The 15,523-nt window shown below is 66.6% G+C and carries 18 protein-coding genes and 1 pseudogene; 14 read left to right on the forward strand and 5 right to left on the reverse strand.

Features of this window, described 5'->3' with window-relative positions; all coding sequences use genetic code 11:
* Positions 1-6: 6 nt before the first annotated feature.
* The 7 genes from K9S39_RS26445 to K9S39_RS26470 all read left to right on the forward strand — a co-directional run bounded on the left by K9S39_RS26445 (position 7) and on the right by K9S39_RS26470 (position 6,500).
* Positions 7-1,869: a DNA polymerase gene (locus K9S39_RS26445; RefSeq protein WP_248865799.1), complete on the forward strand. Its 1,863-nt coding sequence runs from the start codon at positions 7-9 to the stop codon at positions 1,867-1,869.
* Positions 1,870-2,468: 599 nt separating this feature from the next.
* The gene (locus K9S39_RS26450; RefSeq protein ID WP_248865800.1) at positions 2,469-3,140 is read left to right on the forward strand and encodes a ScbR family autoregulator-binding transcription factor; all 672 of its coding nucleotides are present in this window, start codon (positions 2,469-2,471) and stop codon (positions 3,138-3,140) included.
* A gap of 536 nt (positions 3,141-3,676) precedes the next feature.
* A complete protein-coding gene (locus tag K9S39_RS26455) occupies positions 3,677-3,943 on the forward strand; it encodes a hypothetical protein (protein ID WP_248865801.1) in 267 nt (88 codons plus the stop codon).
* A gap of 305 nt (positions 3,944-4,248) precedes the next feature.
* A complete protein-coding gene (locus tag K9S39_RS26460) occupies positions 4,249-5,115 on the forward strand; it encodes a sigma-70 family RNA polymerase sigma factor (protein ID WP_248865802.1) in 867 nt (288 codons plus the stop codon).
* Positions 5,116-5,288: 173 nt separating this feature from the next.
* Positions 5,289-5,864, forward strand: coding sequence for an HNH endonuclease signature motif containing protein (locus tag K9S39_RS26465; protein ID WP_248865803.1), 576 nt, complete (start codon positions 5,289-5,291; stop codon positions 5,862-5,864).
* The gene (locus tag K9S39_RS42165) at positions 5,846-5,980 is read left to right on the forward strand and encodes a hypothetical protein (RefSeq protein WP_283112849.1); all 135 of its coding nucleotides are present in this window, start codon (positions 5,846-5,848) and stop codon (positions 5,978-5,980) included. The genes K9S39_RS26465 and K9S39_RS42165 overlap by 19 nt, the downstream gene beginning before the upstream one ends.
* 58 nt (positions 5,981-6,038) lie before the next feature.
* Positions 6,039-6,500, forward strand: a complete 462-nt coding sequence (locus K9S39_RS26470) for a hypothetical protein (RefSeq protein ID WP_248865804.1) — start codon at positions 6,039-6,041, stop codon at positions 6,498-6,500.
* Between the two features lie 83 nt (positions 6,501-6,583).
* On the opposite strand, the gene K9S39_RS26475 is transcribed toward K9S39_RS26470, so the two are convergent.
* Both K9S39_RS26475 and K9S39_RS26480 read right to left on the reverse strand, forming a co-directional pair.
* The gene (locus K9S39_RS26475) at positions 6,584-6,796 is read right to left on the reverse strand and encodes a DUF397 domain-containing protein (protein WP_248865805.1); all 213 of its coding nucleotides are present in this window, start codon (positions 6,794-6,796) and stop codon (positions 6,584-6,586) included.
* Entirely contained in the window at positions 6,793-7,632 is an 840-nt protein-coding gene (locus K9S39_RS26480; protein WP_248865806.1) for a helix-turn-helix domain-containing protein, read from the reverse strand. The genes K9S39_RS26475 and K9S39_RS26480 overlap by 4 nt, the downstream gene beginning before the upstream one ends.
* A gap of 97 nt (positions 7,633-7,729) precedes the next feature.
* On the opposite strand from K9S39_RS26480, the gene K9S39_RS26485 reads away from it, so the two are divergent.
* From K9S39_RS26485 to K9S39_RS26510, 6 genes are all read left to right on the forward strand, one after another.
* Positions 7,730-8,221 carry a hypothetical protein gene (locus K9S39_RS26485; protein ID WP_248865807.1) on the forward strand — a complete coding sequence of 164 codons (492 nt, stop codon included), beginning with the start codon at positions 7,730-7,732 and terminating at the stop codon, positions 8,219-8,221.
* Between the two features lie 771 nt (positions 8,222-8,992).
* Positions 8,993-9,742, forward strand: a complete 750-nt coding sequence (locus K9S39_RS26490) for a nucleotidyltransferase family protein (RefSeq protein ID WP_248865808.1) — start codon at positions 8,993-8,995, stop codon at positions 9,740-9,742.
* 44 nt (positions 9,743-9,786) lie between these two features.
* Positions 9,787-10,605, forward strand: coding sequence for an STM4013/SEN3800 family hydrolase (locus K9S39_RS26495; RefSeq protein WP_248865809.1), 819 nt, complete (start codon positions 9,787-9,789; stop codon positions 10,603-10,605).
* 94 nt (positions 10,606-10,699) lie between these two features.
* Positions 10,700-10,840, forward strand: coding sequence for a hypothetical protein (locus K9S39_RS26500; RefSeq protein ID WP_248865810.1), 141 nt, complete (start codon positions 10,700-10,702; stop codon positions 10,838-10,840).
* The gene (locus K9S39_RS26505; RefSeq protein ID WP_248865811.1) at positions 10,837-12,009 is read left to right on the forward strand and encodes a methyltransferase domain-containing protein; all 1,173 of its coding nucleotides are present in this window, start codon (positions 10,837-10,839) and stop codon (positions 12,007-12,009) included. The genes K9S39_RS26500 and K9S39_RS26505 overlap by 4 nt, the downstream gene beginning before the upstream one ends.
* 88 nt (positions 12,010-12,097) lie before the next feature.
* Positions 12,098-12,271, forward strand: a complete 174-nt coding sequence (locus K9S39_RS26510) for a recombinase family protein (protein WP_248865812.1) — start codon at positions 12,098-12,100, stop codon at positions 12,269-12,271.
* 111 nt (positions 12,272-12,382) lie between these two features.
* Here the strand turns inward: K9S39_RS26510 and K9S39_RS26515 are convergent, their stop codons facing one another.
* Together K9S39_RS26515 and K9S39_RS26520 are read right to left on the reverse strand one after the other, a co-directional pair.
* The gene (locus K9S39_RS26515) at positions 12,383-13,165 is read right to left on the reverse strand and encodes a helix-turn-helix domain-containing protein (RefSeq protein WP_248865813.1); all 783 of its coding nucleotides are present in this window, start codon (positions 13,163-13,165) and stop codon (positions 12,383-12,385) included.
* 44 nt (positions 13,166-13,209) lie between these two features.
* Complete coding sequence (locus tag K9S39_RS26520; RefSeq protein WP_248865814.1) at positions 13,210-14,133, reverse strand: helix-turn-helix domain-containing protein; 924 nt, start codon at positions 14,131-14,133, stop codon at positions 13,210-13,212.
* Positions 14,134-14,331: 198 nt separating this feature from the next.
* Here K9S39_RS26520 and K9S39_RS26525 point away from each other — a divergent pair.
* A pseudogene (locus tag K9S39_RS26525) lies at positions 14,332-14,466 on the forward strand (exodeoxyribonuclease III); the annotation flags it as partial.
* A gap of 107 nt (positions 14,467-14,573) precedes the next feature.
* Here the strand turns inward: K9S39_RS26525 and K9S39_RS26530 are convergent.
* A complete protein-coding gene (locus tag K9S39_RS26530) occupies positions 14,574-15,317 on the reverse strand; it encodes a MerR family transcriptional regulator (protein ID WP_248868974.1) in 744 nt (247 codons plus the stop codon).
* Positions 15,318-15,523 lie beyond the last annotated feature (206 nt).

The raw sequence follows: 15,523 nt of genomic DNA on the forward strand, positions 1-15,523 counted from the left end.
CGCCGCGTGAAGACTTACCGCCACACCCTCGCCGGGGACGTGACGACCATCCATGCGTTGGAGACGGACGACGACGCCCGGGAGGCCCGGGAATGGCTCACGGCTCATCAGCCACGGTCCCTCGCGCTGGACACGGAGACCACGGGCTTGGACACCTTCAGCCCAGGGCACCGACTCCGGACGGTGCAGTATGGCGACCGGGACACGGCGTTCGTCGTTCCCTTCGAGCGGGGCGGACCGTTCGCGGACGTGGCGCGGACCGTGGTCACGCGGTGCCCGGAGCTGGTGATCCATAACGCCGCCTATGACCTGTTGGTCTTGGACCGCCACGGCGTGGCCCCTCTGGAGGCCGTCGCGCCCCGAGTCCGGGACACCAAGATCCTGGCCCACCTGTCCGACAGTCGCCAGGACTTTGAGGGCGGCGTGGGGGTCAGCCTCAAACCGTTGTCCGCCTGGTACGTGGACCCGGCGGCCCCCGACACCCAAAAGGGCCTGACCCGCGTTTTCCACGCTCACGGCCTGACAAAGGAAACCGGCTGGGCCGGGGTCCCGTACGAGGACGAGACGTACCAGCGCTACGCCGGTTTGGACGTGCTCCTGGCCGCCCGCCTCCGCCCCCACCTGGAACAGGAGCTGGAACGCCATGGCATCCCGGACGTGCTGGTGGAGTTCGAGCACCGGCTCATGGCCATATGCGCGGCCCTGGAACGCCGGGGGATGCTCCTGGACGTGCCGTACACGGAGGGCCTGGTGGGCCGGCTCCAGGAGGCGGCGGAGCGCCACGCGGCCAAGGCCGCGAGGTACGGCGTGGAGAACGTCAACTCTGACCGCCAGGTGGCCGCTGCGCTCCAAGGCATGGGGGAGCAGTGGGAGGAGCGCACCGACTCCGGCGCCCTCTCCGTCGCCAAGGAAGTGCTGTTGCCCCTGGCGGACCTGAACGACAAGTGGGAGCGGCTGAACGTCCGCACCCCCAACCCGTTGGCGGACGCCGTGCTCCACGCAAAGCGCGCGGGCCGGTGGCGCAAGTCATACGCCCTGGCCATGCTGGAGCGCCGGGACGCCGGAGACCGCGTACACCCGAAGATCAACACACTGGGCGCCAAGACGGCCCGCGCGTCGGTGTCGGACCCGCCGTTCCAGCAGCTTCCTTCCAAAGGCTGGGAGATCCGCCGCTCCGTGATTGCGGAGCCGGGAAACGTGTACTTCAGCGTGGACCAATCGTCGGTGGAGCTGGTCGTCCTGGCCGCCCTCTCACAAGAACCGCGCATGTGTGACGCGATCCGAGGCGGCAGGAACTTGCACGATCACACGGCCACGTTGATGTTCGGAGCCGAGTTCACGAAGCACCAGCGCGGCCTTGCCAAAGTCGCGGGCCTGGGGACCTCCTACCAGGGTGGGGCCAAGACCCTCGCGAAGCAGACCGGGCTATCGGTGGAGGTTATGCGGGACACCCTGGCCCGCTACGCCAAGGCGTACCCGGGAATCAAGCGATGGGCCCGCGGCCTCCAGCGCCACGCCTTGGCGAACAACTGCGAGATCCGCACGCCCTCCGGCCGGCGCCTGGTCCTCGACCGGGACAAGCTCTATAAGGGCGTGGCTTACATGTGCCAGTCAACGGCGCGGGACACGATGGGTCAGGCGCTCATCGACCTTCAGGACAAGGGCCTGACCCAGTATCTAAACCTGTGGGTGCATGACGAAGCGCTGGGCACGGCCCCGGAAACGGAGGCGGCCGACATTGCCCGGGAGGTAGCGGAGACGGTCCGCATGGACCTGTTCGGTGTTCCTATCGGCACGGATGCGGAGGTTTACGGTCGTACGTGGGCTGGCGGCTACGGCCTTCCGCCAGAGTGGGCCCCAGCCGCCTAAGTGCGGTCACAGGAGTAAATTGCCTTGTCTATAAGCGCATTGCTTATGCGCTTATCCGGCTGGGAGGGATTCCGGAGCCTTGTTTGCCTGCGAGACCGGACTTGCCCGCATACGGCGATTGCATCGCGGACCGTGCAGGGCGAAACGCCATCCGGCATGCGTCGGCCAGCGGCCTTCCCGTGACAATCCTGTACGCCATGCGTGCGTGAAGTTCCATATGTGCAGCGCCAGTTGAGGCTGTTGGTGCCCGCGAGTAGTGATTTCGAGGCTGTGTTTGCCTGAATCGGAGACGGTTTACTGACAGAGGGGCCCCGCCTGTGCGGGGCCTCTCGCTTTTTCGGCCTAGGTGCAGGTATGGCGAGTGATCTACATCTCTTAATGCCTCTTGCGTCACTCGCGCTCATTGATCACGAACTGTCTGGATCCGCCTAGGTGGGGCTGTGACCTGCGGAAATGTCCAATATCTAGATCATTTCGAGCTCCTTGTTCGATATGCGCCAAAAAACCTACACGTTGGTGATCTCAACGACTCGTTATCTACCTTCGTTGGCAGTTCGAACGCACCGCGTAACTCGACGAAGACGAAATGGAGACGTGTAGTGACTCATGATGGCCGGGCGGAACGGACCCCCCAGCAGGAGCGCTCCATCCGCACCCGTAGCCGCATCCTCGAATGCGCAGCGACCCTTTTCGATAGGCACGGCTATCCCATGACCACGGTGGGCGACATCGCAAAAGAGGCTGAGGTCACGCGCGGTGCCCTGTACTACCACTTCCGCGATAAGCAGGCCGTCGCCGCTGCCATCTTCGAGGAGCAGTTCGAGGGAATGTCTGTTCCTCCGCAACATCTGCGGGTGCAGGAACTTGTAGACGCAACCTACCTGCTCGTATATGGGCTGCGAATCAACCCGATCCAGCGGGGTGCCGCACGCCTGACGATGGAACAGGGCACCGACCGCGTCGACCGGACACGGGTCATGCAAATGTGGATCGATTTCGTGGTATCGATCCTGTCAGAGGCCCAAAAGCAGGGGGAAGTTCGGCCCGAGGTGGACGTTAACAGGGCTTCCAGGTATTTCGTGGCAGCTTTTGCAGGAGTGCAAAACATGTCACAGGCGTTCACCAAGCGGCATGACCTCGACGAGTACCTGACGGACATGTGGCAGTACACCCTGCCTGCCATCGTCAGCGATGGCGTAATGGCCAAAATCATGCTCGACCCAGAGCGAGGTGCGCAACTCGCGCGCCACGGAATAGCACTGGCAAGCTAAGCAGAAGGGAAGGGGGGCTGAAACGTGATCGCACTGTGCGCGCTCGTTGCCGTATGGGAAGCGCTGTCGAAGCTGGTACTGCTCTTCACCGTAGCGGCTTTGATGATCCTGGCGATCGCCACGTCGCTCGCGTGCCTCGCCCTCGGTTCAGAGCCCAGAGACAGGTGCGAGTAGATAACTGACCCCGCTTCAGTTCCCCGGATCCTACGGCCTATATGCCGGCTACATCACCGGTGCCGTTCTGCCGGTAGACGGCGGAGTCGGCATGGGTCACTGACACCCGCGATTCCGTCCGGTACCGCACGTCACTGCGGCCGGTAAAGGAAACCGGCGCCCAGGGGTTGCAGCCCCCGGGCGCCGGCCGATGCGCTCCCTTGCAGGGGAGCCATGTTCAGCTATCGAGGCCCGCTCAACCTTTGGTGAGAGAGTGCGGGACTCGGCTTACCACGAAGAGGATTGTGGCACTTCACCCGACGCCCCGCGAAATCGACCGGCCTTCCCTGAGCACACATGCCCTGGAGTGCATCCGGCGGCGCGTGGCTGGCGTCCGCCAGGCCGGCCAGCCTCCACAGGTGGCGGCGCTCTACCTGTGGCATCTGCGCAGCGCCCTGTACGCCTATGCGCTCCGCCTGGCCCTGGTCGCCTTCCCGCCGAAGGGCAGCCGGCTGCCGTACCTGCCCCGCGCCACCAGGCGCCGCCTCTACGCCCGCGCCACCCGCGTACCGCGTGACCGCGCCTGCGCCCTGACCGGCCTTGCCCGTCTGTCCAAGGCTGTTGGCATCACTGATCCGTCGGCGCTCTGAGCCGGGCGGACCCCCTTTCAGGCCCCGCTCCGGCATCCAACGCCAGGGCGGGCCTTTTAGTTCGCTCGCTCTGAGCTAACCCATACCTGATCACGCGCGCCCCGTCGGGCCGCGCGGCGATGCCCCCTGCCAGCACGCCATCTCCCGGGGCACACCCCTACCCACTCGTTCGAACATGCGTACGGACTTCAGGGCCCAGCTCTAACTCCCGATTCGAACAGGCGTGCGGATCTCCGCCTGTCACGGCCCCCAGTGCATGACCACGAGCCGGTCATCCGGGCCCCCTTTCCAAGGAGCACCACCCCATGCTTTGCCCCGCCCTGATTCGTGCTGCCCAGAACGGCGACACGGAGGCAACCGCCCAGGTACTGGACAGCCTGGAAGGAATGATCTACCGCCTGGCAGAGAAGTGCATGGCGCACACTCCGGGCCTGTCTGCCGGGTACGGGGACAAGTTGGAAGACCTCCGCCAGGACGGCAGGGTGGCGGCCCTGGAAGCGCTCGCCCGCTACAACCCGGAGGGCGGCGCCAAGTTCTCCACGTACGCCCACTCCCGCATCAAGGGCGCCGTCCTGGACAGCGCCTCCGGCCGCTCCGGGCCGACGATTTCGGCCGACGCGGTGGCGACCTTCAAGGGCTGCATGGGCATCGTCGGCGGGGACTTGGAGGCCGCGGAATACCTGGCCACTGTCCTGCCCAGCTCAAGCCACCGCCTCAGTGCAGAAACGTCACTTCGGGTCCGCCAGGTCCTGGAAGGAACGGTATTCCTGGACGCCATGGACCCCACCAGTCGGGAAGGCGAACCCCTGGCGGAGGGTCTGGCAGACCCTTACCGGTACGGCGTGCCGGAGGACTTGGTGGAGCCGCGGGACGTGGCCATCCAGGACCGGGCCCGGAAGGCGGCCCTGGCGCATGCCCTCCTGGAGAAGCTTCACGGCAACGCGGACCGTGTGGTCCGGATGACCTACGGTTTCGACCCCGAACCCCACCTGTTCAACGGGTACGACGCCGACGGCCTCCCGATACCCGACCACTCCGCCATAGCGGAGGCTCTGGGCATCACCGTGGCCACCTCCCGCCAGACGCTGAAGCGGGCCCTGGACCGGCTCCGCACGGCCGTCCAGACGCTGGCCCTGGAGGACGTGGACCTGGACGTGGAGCTGGCCGCGTGAACTGGCCTCCGAGCGCAGATGACCAACTAACCAAGGTGTGCACGAAGTGCGGAGTGGACAAGGCGCTGGATGAGTTCCATCGGGACAAGAGCCGACGGGACGGCCATCGTTCGGACTGTAAACGGTGTGCTCGGTTGAGGGACGCTCAGCGTCGTGCCGCCGATCCCGTGAGAGTGCGGGAGCAGAGCCGGGTGAGCGTTGCTAGGTGGCGCGCGAGGAACCCCGAGGCTGCTAAGGCCAAGGAAGCGGCCTACCGCGAACGTAACGCCGACGCCATCCGGGAGCGGAAGCGCCGGTACAGCCAGCGTGAAGCCGAGCGGCTGCGTGAGAAGAACTCCCGGTACTACGCCGCGAACCGAGAACGCCTGCTGGCCCAAATGGCGAGCTACAGAGCGAGGAACGCGGAGAGCCTAGCCCGTAGCCAGGTGCGATACCGGAAGGAGCGCCCCGAGGTAATCCGTGCATGCAACCAGCGGCGCCGGGCGCGCGCACGCGAGGCCCGCGTGGAGCCATTCGCGTTGGCCGACCTCTTCGCGGACTGGGAGGAACGCGGCCTGTACGCCTGTACGGCCTGCGGCGCCCCATGGGAGCACATCGACCACGTAATCCCTTTGTCCAAGGGCGGGGCCCACTCCATAGCCAACCTGCAACCACTTTGCGCGGCTTGCAACTTGTCGAAGTCCGACCGTGACCCCTGGGTGTGGGTCGCTGAACTACTGGGAGACGCCCCGTGCGTATGCGATTCATGACCCTGGAGGACGCCACGCTGGCCGGGGCCTCCATGACCGACCTGGGCCAGGACCTGGAGCTGGAGACCGATCCGGACGACCGGGCCCCCTGGCGCCTGGACGACACCGACGAATGATCACGCCCGGTAGAGGGCCGGCGGAACCGCTAGTAACGACCCCTGGAGGCACCCCCAGATGGCTGAAGAGTTCGAATGTGACTACGACGGCGGGACGCGCGCCACGGTGCAAGCGGACCCGGACGGATACGTGGAGGTGGAAGTCCAGCGTCTTGACGACGGGCCTGAACCGCCGGCGTACCTGTACCTGACCCCGGAGGCCGCCCGCAGGTTCGCCCGAACGGTCACGCTGGCATCCATCACGGCGGAGGGAGAACAGGCCCCGGAAGTGCCGACCGCTGCCGCCTCGGAGCTGGCCCCCGCGCCATGCCCCGAGGACAACGGGGCTTGTTCCGCGGATTGCTCGGAGCGGCCCGAGTGCCACCGGGCGGCCGTGGCGGATCTGTTCCGTCCTGTCGAACCCGTCACAGAAAGCGGAGAGGCCACCCGCGAGGAACTGTTCCTCGCTGCCCGAGAGCTGGCTGGCCCGGCGGCCGGCCTGGACGACGTGCTGAAGGTGGCCGCATACCTGGCAGCCTGACAGAACGGCCCCCTTCGCCTAGCGATGGCGAAGGGGGCCGTTCTCGTGCTCATAGCGGACAAGGCAGCTAGGGGGCCCGCTGGTCAGCGGGAAAATGAGCCGGCCTTGATGTCCGCAATGAAGGCGGAGAAGGAGGTGGAGGGGAAGGAGAGGACAGGCCCCTCCGGGTCCTTACTGTCCCGAACGGGCACGACGCCGCGCGAGGCGACGAGGTTAGCGGCGACCTCGATGCAAGAACCGCCGCTGCCGCTGTAGGAGGACTTGAACCAGGTGAGGGGGAGGGAGTCGGTCGTCACGGGGTGCCCTTTCGTACCTGCTCTATCATGGCCACTGATTCAGCCTGGGAAAGCGCTTCGGCCTGTAGTTGATGGTAGGCCCTCACCAGTGGCAGTACGGATGTGATCTCCCTGTCCAAGTGTCCGTTGGTCTCGGACTCAACGTAGGACATGACGGAGCGATCGGGCAGGGTCAGCAGATTCACTAGCCGATTGAACGGGCGGCGCTCGCCCATGGAGTAGGGGGCCAACTGGAGCGTGGTGTCCGGCTGGCCGGCGAACTCGATCAGACGAGCCAACTGGCGCTCCATGACCTGGGCCCCTCCGATCGGCCGCCGGATACAGCTTTCATCCAAGACCACGATCACCATGGGCGGGGTGCGCCGCACCAGAGCCGCTTGCCGTTCCGCCAGGAACGCAACCCGCTCAGATGCTTGTTCGGGGCTGAGCGTGCCCCGCTTCACGTGGCCTTCTTCGATGGCTCTCGCGTACTCCGGTGTCTGAAGCAATCCGGGAATCACCCCTAAATCAAACAGCCGGATCTCTGCCGCGCGAGCCTCCTGCCCCAAGTACTCCGGGAACCCTTCCATAAGACTGCCGTTCCGGAGCTCCCCCCAAGCGCGTTCGAACGACTCTGCGGTCCCAGTGAGCCCGAGTGCAACGTCTACAGCCCGCGAAAAACGGCGAGTTGGCGGTTTGCGGCCGGTTTCGACCGCCGAAATATGCCGCCCCGAGTATCCCACCTGTTCAGCCAGCTCGTCCTGCTTCCAGCCGCGCGCCTCCCTCGCGCTGCGCAGACGAGCGCCGTAGGCCGCTTGGGGCGAGGCGTCCGGGTTCAACTCCTTCACGTTTACCAACGTGCCCTCCGTCCCTAGAACGTTGAAGAGGAGCCCGACTGTAGGCCACGCTGAGTCGCCCTGGTAGTGGAAGCGCTACGGAGAGGAGTGCGTGACCATGTCTGCCCCCATGATCAGAACGCCGCATCAGGCCGTGAGGGATGTACGCCAGCGCCTGGACGATGCGCTGGACCTCGTGGGGCTCGATGCCGGACCCTCCGTGATCACACAGAACATGGTCGAGGGGATCGTCACCAACCGAATCCGCCTCGCCACGCTGTCAATCCCTCGGGCCGTCAGCCTTGTTCAGGCTATCGGTGGACGGGTACCCGGGACCCTGGCGCGTGAGGTAGCCAAGGCGCTGGACGCCGCACTGCACACGGCCGGAATCGACACGGATACGTCCTCGGCGGTCCTGTGGAATACCTGGACGGCTACCCGGATCATCCCTCCGTCGATGGATCACGCCCAGTCTGAGCTACTTGTAAAGACCATCAGGGAAGTAGCGATGAGCGGCACCGCCGACGACCTTTCCAAGAAGAACCGCGACAAGAACAAAGAGTCGTCGGGCGGCTCCGATTCGGGCAAGAACGCCGGCCGGAAGTGGTAGCCATGCGCTGCCCTGTGGAGTCGGCTCACGACATGCAGCGGCTGAGTCGATGGACCTACCGCTGCGAGGCGCATGGCGTGACGCTCGTGTTCCACGCTCCTGGCCCGGCCAGTGAACCCCCATCCCGTTCCCGGACCGTTGAGCGAGGCTCCCCCCTTCGCGGGGTGGGCCCAGATGACCCGGTATACGTCGCCAAGAGCAGCGGAGCCCGATACCACGCCGTACCGAGCTGCTACACCGTCGACAAGTGCCCCGTGCCGGTCATAGCTGTCACATCCCGCAGCAAAGCTGAGCGCGACGGCCGGAAACCGTGCGGCCACTGCGTCAAGGAGGAGGCCCGCAGATGACTGGGCGACGGCGACGCCGCCGGATCAACGTGGACGGCGTGTTCGTCGGCGGAATTCTCCTTCTGTGCGTTTGGGGCACGGTGGTGCTCGTTGTGATCGCTGCCCTGGCAACCTCATGAACTCCCGCTCCCTGGTGCCCGAGACACTCAATCGTCAGGGAGCGGGGCACGACCCCCGGCTTGGTCATGGCCGGGCGCGCTCCCCGTGGAGGGCCCAACCATCCCCCGGCCCCCGTCTTGCCTGCGAAGGGGTCAAGACGAAATGAGGAGCGCCGGCGGTCGTCCGGTTTTTAGCAGGGGCCGGGCGACCGCACAGGTCCGCCATCCGGGGCGAGTTTCCTCCCCCTGATACATGAACGCTGAGAGGATGCCGCGCAACGGGCGCCAACGGGGTGCCTGTTGGGAACGCCAAAGGAGCACAGGACATGTCAGCAACCCTCGTGACACAGGCTCTGATCCTGGCGGGTGGCCAGGCGACCCGTATGCGGCCGTACACCGACGACGCACCCAAAGCCATGGTCCCGGTAGCCGGGGCTCCCATCGTCGGATACCAACTGGCCTGGCTCGCGGAACACGGCGTGAAATCCGTAGTGATCAGTGGCGGCTACAAGCACGAGATGATTTCGGAGTACGCGGGCGACGGCGCCCGGTTCGGTATCGAAGTCCGGTACGCCATCGAGGAGGAGCCACTGGGACGCGGTGGCGGCCTCAAATTCGCGGCGGGCCGCTTGGCCGATCCGGCCGCGCCGTTCTTCGTCCTCAACGGTGATGTTCTCGCGACGTTCTCTCTGGCGGACTTTGCCGAGTACCACGGCCACCATGACGGCTCCGTGACCGTAGCTCTGTCTCCGTATCGGTCGAACTGGGGAGTAGCGGACTTGGGTGAAGGTGACCGCATCCACGGTTTCGTTCAGTCGCCGGAACTTCCCTACTGGATCAACGCCGGCATCTACGTATTCAATCCCGAAGTCGTCGCCATGCTCCCCGACAAGGGCGACCACGAAGACAGCACGTTTCCTCAACTCGCTAAGGACGGGCAGCTTATCGGCTATCGCCTGTCCGGCTACTGGCGCGGCATCGACACCGTGAAGGACGTACTGGAAGCGTCCAAGGAAGTCCGCAACTCCGGAGGGGTGCTGGCCCCAGAGTTCCAGACGACAGACCCCAACACCTGAGCCACGGGCCACCGCCGGCCCGTGACGTCGAAGGGACACGGATCGTGATCAACGCGAACGAGGTAATCGGAAGCCACAACGTTCTGTTCGTCACGTTCGACTCATTGCGCTACGACGTAGCGCGGGCAACCACGCACGGTGGCCGAACTCCAAATCTGGAAAACCTGCTCCCTGACGGACTCTGGGAAGAGCGCCGTACGCAAGGGTCCTTCACACTCCCCGCGCATGCGGCGTTCTTCTCCGGATTCCTGCCCGTTCCTTCCGGCCCGGAACGCCCCGGTAGGCTGCTCGCCTGCCACGCGATACGCGGCACCACGATCAAGAAGCAAACGTTCGTGTTCGACGCGCCCAACATCGTGGATGGACTTTCCGGGCTGGGATACCGCACCGTGTGCATCGGCGGGGTCGGCTTCTTTTCCAACCAGACGAAGCTAGGTCGCGTTCTGCCGGGGCTCTTTCAAGAGAGCTACTGGAATCCGAAAACAGGAACGGACTGCCCGGACTCCACACGCCACCAAGTGGACATTGCCCTCAACGTGCTTCGGGAACAGGAAACAGGGAGTCTGCTATTCCTGTTCCTCAACATCCCTGCCACGCACACCCCGCACCATGTGTACCTACAGGGAGAAACGGTGGACACATGGGAAAGCCAATGCGCGGCACTCGCCTACGTGGACACTCAACTAGGCCGGCTATTCGACGCCATGCCAGACGCAGGACCATGGCTTGTCCTGCTGTGCGCCGACCACGGCGAAGCCTTCGGCGAAGACGGCTACCACGGGCACGGCATTGCCCACCCCACGGTGTGGACCGTCCCCTACGCGGAAAGCCTCATGCCTCTACCGGCCGCACCGCACCACTGACAGACTTCCGTCACGATCGGAAGGCCATGGGACAGGTCGAGCGATCGGGGCGGGTGCAAGTGCACCACCTGACTGAAGAAGGAGGGAACGCCACATGAGAGACATGCGGTTCATTACCGCCGCCGATGGCGGAGGGGACGAAGACGACGGCCACCCCGGCCAGCCCTGGGAGCCGCCCCCGCCGCCGCCCCCGGACGGCGAGATGCCGCCCGGCGATGGGACTCACCGCAAGTGACGCTCACCTCTGAGCAGGAAGGCCGCGCCGGTGACGAGCTGGCGCGGTCCCTCCTCGAAACAGGAGCCCTGACGCCCGAGTGGGCGCAGACGTTCAGGGCCGTACCACGCAAGCTGTTCTTGCCGGATCTCATCTGGGCGCACGACATGGCCACCGGGCGCAGCGTCCCCCTCTCCCGGAACGACGACCCCGAAGGGTGGGCGCGGGCCGCTTACGCGAACGTCCCCCTCGTCATCCAGTGGGACGACGGAAAGCACACGGGCACCGCGCCGGGAACCGTGCCCACCAGTTCGGCGAGCATGCCGTCAGTCGTGGCCGCGATGCTTCGCGACCTGGACGTAAGCGACGGTATGCGGGTGCTCGAAGTTGGCACCGGTACGGGTTGGAACTCCGGACTCCTCGCCCATCGGTTGGGCAGCGCGAACGTGGTCAGCGTCGAGATTGACGGTGCGGTGACCGAACAGGCCCGGGGAGCGTTGAAGCGGGCCGGGCTCAGCCCCGAGGTAATCCACGGGGACGGGGCGGACGGCTGGGCGCACGGAGCACCGTATGACCGTGTGATCGTCACGGCAGGGGTGCGAGCCGTCCCGCCGCACTGGTTGGAACAGACACGGCCAGGCGGGATCATCCTTGCCCCCTGGGGCACCCACTACAGCGACCAAGACGCACTCATCCGGCTGACCATGGGGAAGGACGGCAGCGCGACAGGGCCGTTCCTGCGCATGGTCGAGTTCATGAAGCTACGGGATCAGCGATTGGACTGGAACAGGTTCCGGGATCACGTGCCAGAGTTCCCCGGCAACGCGGACGTGTCCAGTACGCCGGTCACCTTGGCAGATCTGGGGGACCGCTACGAGTCCGTACGGTTTGCGATGGGGCTGCGTGTGCCCGACTGTGCCCATGTGGTCAACCGGTCAGATGCGGGGACAGGGAAGGCGTGGTTCTTCGACCTGACGAGCCGGTCATGGGCAGCCGCCGTTTTCCGGAGTGGTGAGCCGGAGGCCACGGTCTACCAGTCGGGGCCACGTCGCTTGTGGGACGAGGTAGAGGCGGCCTATCGGTGGTGGGTCAGCCGGGGCAAGCCAGAGCACACCCGGTTTGGCCTCACCATCACCCCAGAGGGACAGCGGGCATGGCTGGACGAGCCGGCCGACTCCTGGCCTCTGTGAGAGCACCCCGCCCGTCTGTCCGCTCCCCCGTGGCAGACGGGCGGGGCTCTCTGCCTCACTGTCAGACCCCGCCTCTACCCTGCGCAGCATGAACGACGCACCCGGCGCCAAGATCAACCAACGCATGTACGAACTACGCGCCGAAGGGCTCACGGTCCCGGAGACCACCGCGCGCCTGGAGGCCGAGGGCTACCGCGTACCGGGCAACGCTCTGCCGGACAATTCCCAGGAACGCCCATCCGGTGACCGGACAACCGCATAGGATCAACACGGCCCCGTCTATCCGCTCCCCCCGTGGCGGATGGGCGGGGTTTTGCCGTTGCCCGGCGGCCGTGTCCGGAACCAAAAGACCGCCGGGCCGGTCTGTCACAGGTCACGCGGCCAGTTCTTCCAGGTACCGGCGGCCCGTCCGGTCGGAGACGTTCAGCTTGGAGGCCAGGGTGGAGCCGTTGACCGGCTGGCCGTCCGCCTCCAAGGCGGCCACGGCCTCCCGGATCTCCTCCACCGCCCGGCCACGCGGCCCGGACCTCCGCGTCCGGACAACCTCCAGGCCCGGGATCGTGTCCGCCTGTCCGGCTCCACCATCGATCACGGACAGCTCCGCTGGCGGTGACGGAGCGGCCACCACCTCCGCCTCAGTGTCCGCGTCGGTGTCCGCCAACTCCCGACCGTCGATCGCCTCCGCGTTCCTCGGCTCCTGGCCGGACACGCCCGTGACCGTCTCGGCGGAATCCGCGGCGGCCACCACCGGCTCCTCCACGGCCACCCGGTGGGCCCTGGCCACCATGTGCATGATGTGCGCGACCACGACCGGCGGCACGGCGGACACAGCAGCCACCAGCCACGCGGACGAAGCGGCGAACCCGGCCGAAATCAGGTGCGCGGTCACCTGCGCGGCCAGGGCCAGAGCGAGAGCCCCAGCGGCCCCCACAACGGCCGTTCCCCGGCCGGGCGCCCCCTTGGGTCGGGAGTCCACGAACATGGCCGCCACGGCCGCGTACACGGACACGCAGACCGGCATGAGCCACGCGACCCACGGCGACCACCCGGCCAGGACGGCCAGGGAGTATTCCCCGGGCGCGGACATGACGAGCGCGGCGGCCAACACGATGAAAGCGGCCGGGCGGGCGTACCAGGGAAGAGCAACGGCAGACACAAGGAACCTCAGAGCGTCGTACGGGGAAGAAGCGGTGGGGGCGGTCACGCGGCCACGGCGGACCGGTGGGCCCGCATCGCGGCGCGGATCTCGGAAGCGCGGACGACCACGGCCGGGTCCGGCTCAGAGTCGGCGGCCAGGGCCTGGAGGTCCGGGTGGACCTGGACCCCGGAGCACACGGCGCAGATGCCGGAAGGCTGGCCGACGGGGAGCGGATTACGGCACTGGCCGCAATCGACGTACCGAGCCCAGGAGCGGCGCGGCTCTGGCAATTTCCGGGTGAGTCGGTCGGCCACCAACTTGGCAGCGGAGTGGACCTTGGCCGGGAGATCGTGAACCAGAGCATCCGCGATCTCCACGGCGGAGGCGCCGTTCTGGAGCCACTGAGCGGCCAGCGGGACCAGCCCCTGGACCTGACGCTGGGACAGACGGAGACGCACGTCCATGGTCGCCAGGCGAGCCAGCACGCGGGCCGCTTCCTGCCCCTGGTGGCCGTTCCCCTGGAAGCCCTCCCGTGCCGGAGCGGCCGGAGTCTGCACCTTGGCGACGGAGGGGGAGGGGAGGGGCTTTTCTGGAGTCTTAGAGGAGAGTTCCTTTACTCCCGTAGGGAGCGTTCCCGCGCTCCGAGCGGCCGGGTCACCGGTTCCCGGAGAGGCGGGAACCGGCGATTCCTGGGGGGTGTCGTAGACGAACGTCTCCGTCCAGACTCGCCCCGTCTCCGGGTCGCGGATGGTCCGGCGGAAGTAGTACCCGGCGTCCTCCAGCTCCTGGACGGCCTTAGAGACACCTCGGCGGCCGACGCCTGGGTTGCGGTCCGCAAGGGTGCGCACGTCTTCCTTGGCGCCGTCGGGAAGTGACAGAAGGTGAATGAGGATGCCGCGCGCCGTGAAGGACAGGCCCCGGTGTCGGGCGGCGGAGTTCGGGACGATCACGAAATCCCGGGGGTGGGACGTACGATGAACGCGCACTGGGAGGCTTCAGCTCCTGGTGTCGGACCCCGGGGTGTTAGCGCACCGCCGGGGTCGTCTGTATTCCGGACGAGTAGCGATCCGGGTTGTCCATGGTGATCACCAAGAACCTGCCCGAATCTCCGGAAACCCGCTGGTCAGAGCGCTAGAGTGCTGGCAGGCGGAAGGTCCGCTACCGATCTGTACTCTGTTTCAACCGGGTGGCGCATCGACTACCACATGGCCACGCCGGGTCTGGCGCGGCGGGCGGCGAAGGCATACGTGGAGCGGGCCGAGAGCTATGACACGCGGTGGAGTGATCACGCGCCGGTGACGGTGGCCTACGAGCTCTGAGGGGGTTACGGCCTCGACCTCTGCGGGGCTTACGGCCTTCGCGGCGCCGCTTCGGGCGGCCGGGGCCGGCCACTCGGACGGGCGGCTGTAGGGGCGGGGCGGGGTGGCTACTCGCCCGAGTCGTGCTCACCCTCGCGTTCCCGCAGCCACTCGTCGATTTCGGTGCGGACGCGGCGGTCCATGGCCATGGAGAGTTCCGCTTCGACGACGCCCTTGGAGAGAGGGCGGAGCTTTTCGATGGTCCGGGCGATGCGGCTGACCTCTTCCGGGGTGGGGGGATCCTCGGCGGAGGCGCGCTCCAGGACGTCGGAGAGGACGTGGGTGCGGATGAGGGTGGTGAAGAGGTCGGCGAGGGCGTCGGCGTGGGCGCGTACCTGGCGGCCCGCTTCCAGGACGGCGGCGAGGGGGATGCCGTTGGCGACGAGGTCGGTGGAGGCGTCCAGGAGGCGCTGGCTGATGTGGACGAACTCGTCGCCGTCGACGGTGAGATAGCCGAGGTCGAGGGAGGTGGAGAGGTTTTCGGGGGTGACGTCCCGGCTGAAGTGGTCGGCGAGCTGCTCGGGGGTGAGGCGGACCGGGGTCTCCTCGGACCAGGGCGTCACGATGGTGTCTTCGAGGCCCAGAAGTTCGCCGACGTCCCGTCCGCTCTCGAAGGCGGCGAGCAGTTCGGCTATGCCGCCGAGGGTGTGGCCGCGCTCCAGGAGGGCGCCGATGGTGCGCAGCCGGGCGAGATGGTGCTCGTTGTACCAGGCGATCCGGCCCTCGCGGCGCGGTGCGGGGATCAGCTTGCGTTCGCGGTAGAAGCGCAGCGTACGGACCGTGATGCCGGCAGCCTTGGCCAGCTCGGGCATGCGGAATTCGCGCTTCTCGCGCTGCTCGCCGACGCCTTCGCGGGCGTCTTCCCCGGCGATCGCCTTTTCGTTCTCGTTCGCTGCCACTTGCTCACCCTATGCCGGGAACGTGTCGTGGGTCCGGGGTGCAACCGGCGGTAACTTCCTGGCGTCCGACCCCTACCGCTCGGTACGGAGGTGCCCTAGTCTCCATCGTGCCAGTGATT

The sequence above is a fragment of the Streptomyces halobius genome, from assembly GCF_023277745.1.
In the GTDB taxonomy this organism is placed as follows: Bacteria; Actinomycetota; Actinomycetes; order Streptomycetales; family Streptomycetaceae; genus Streptomyces; species Streptomyces halobius.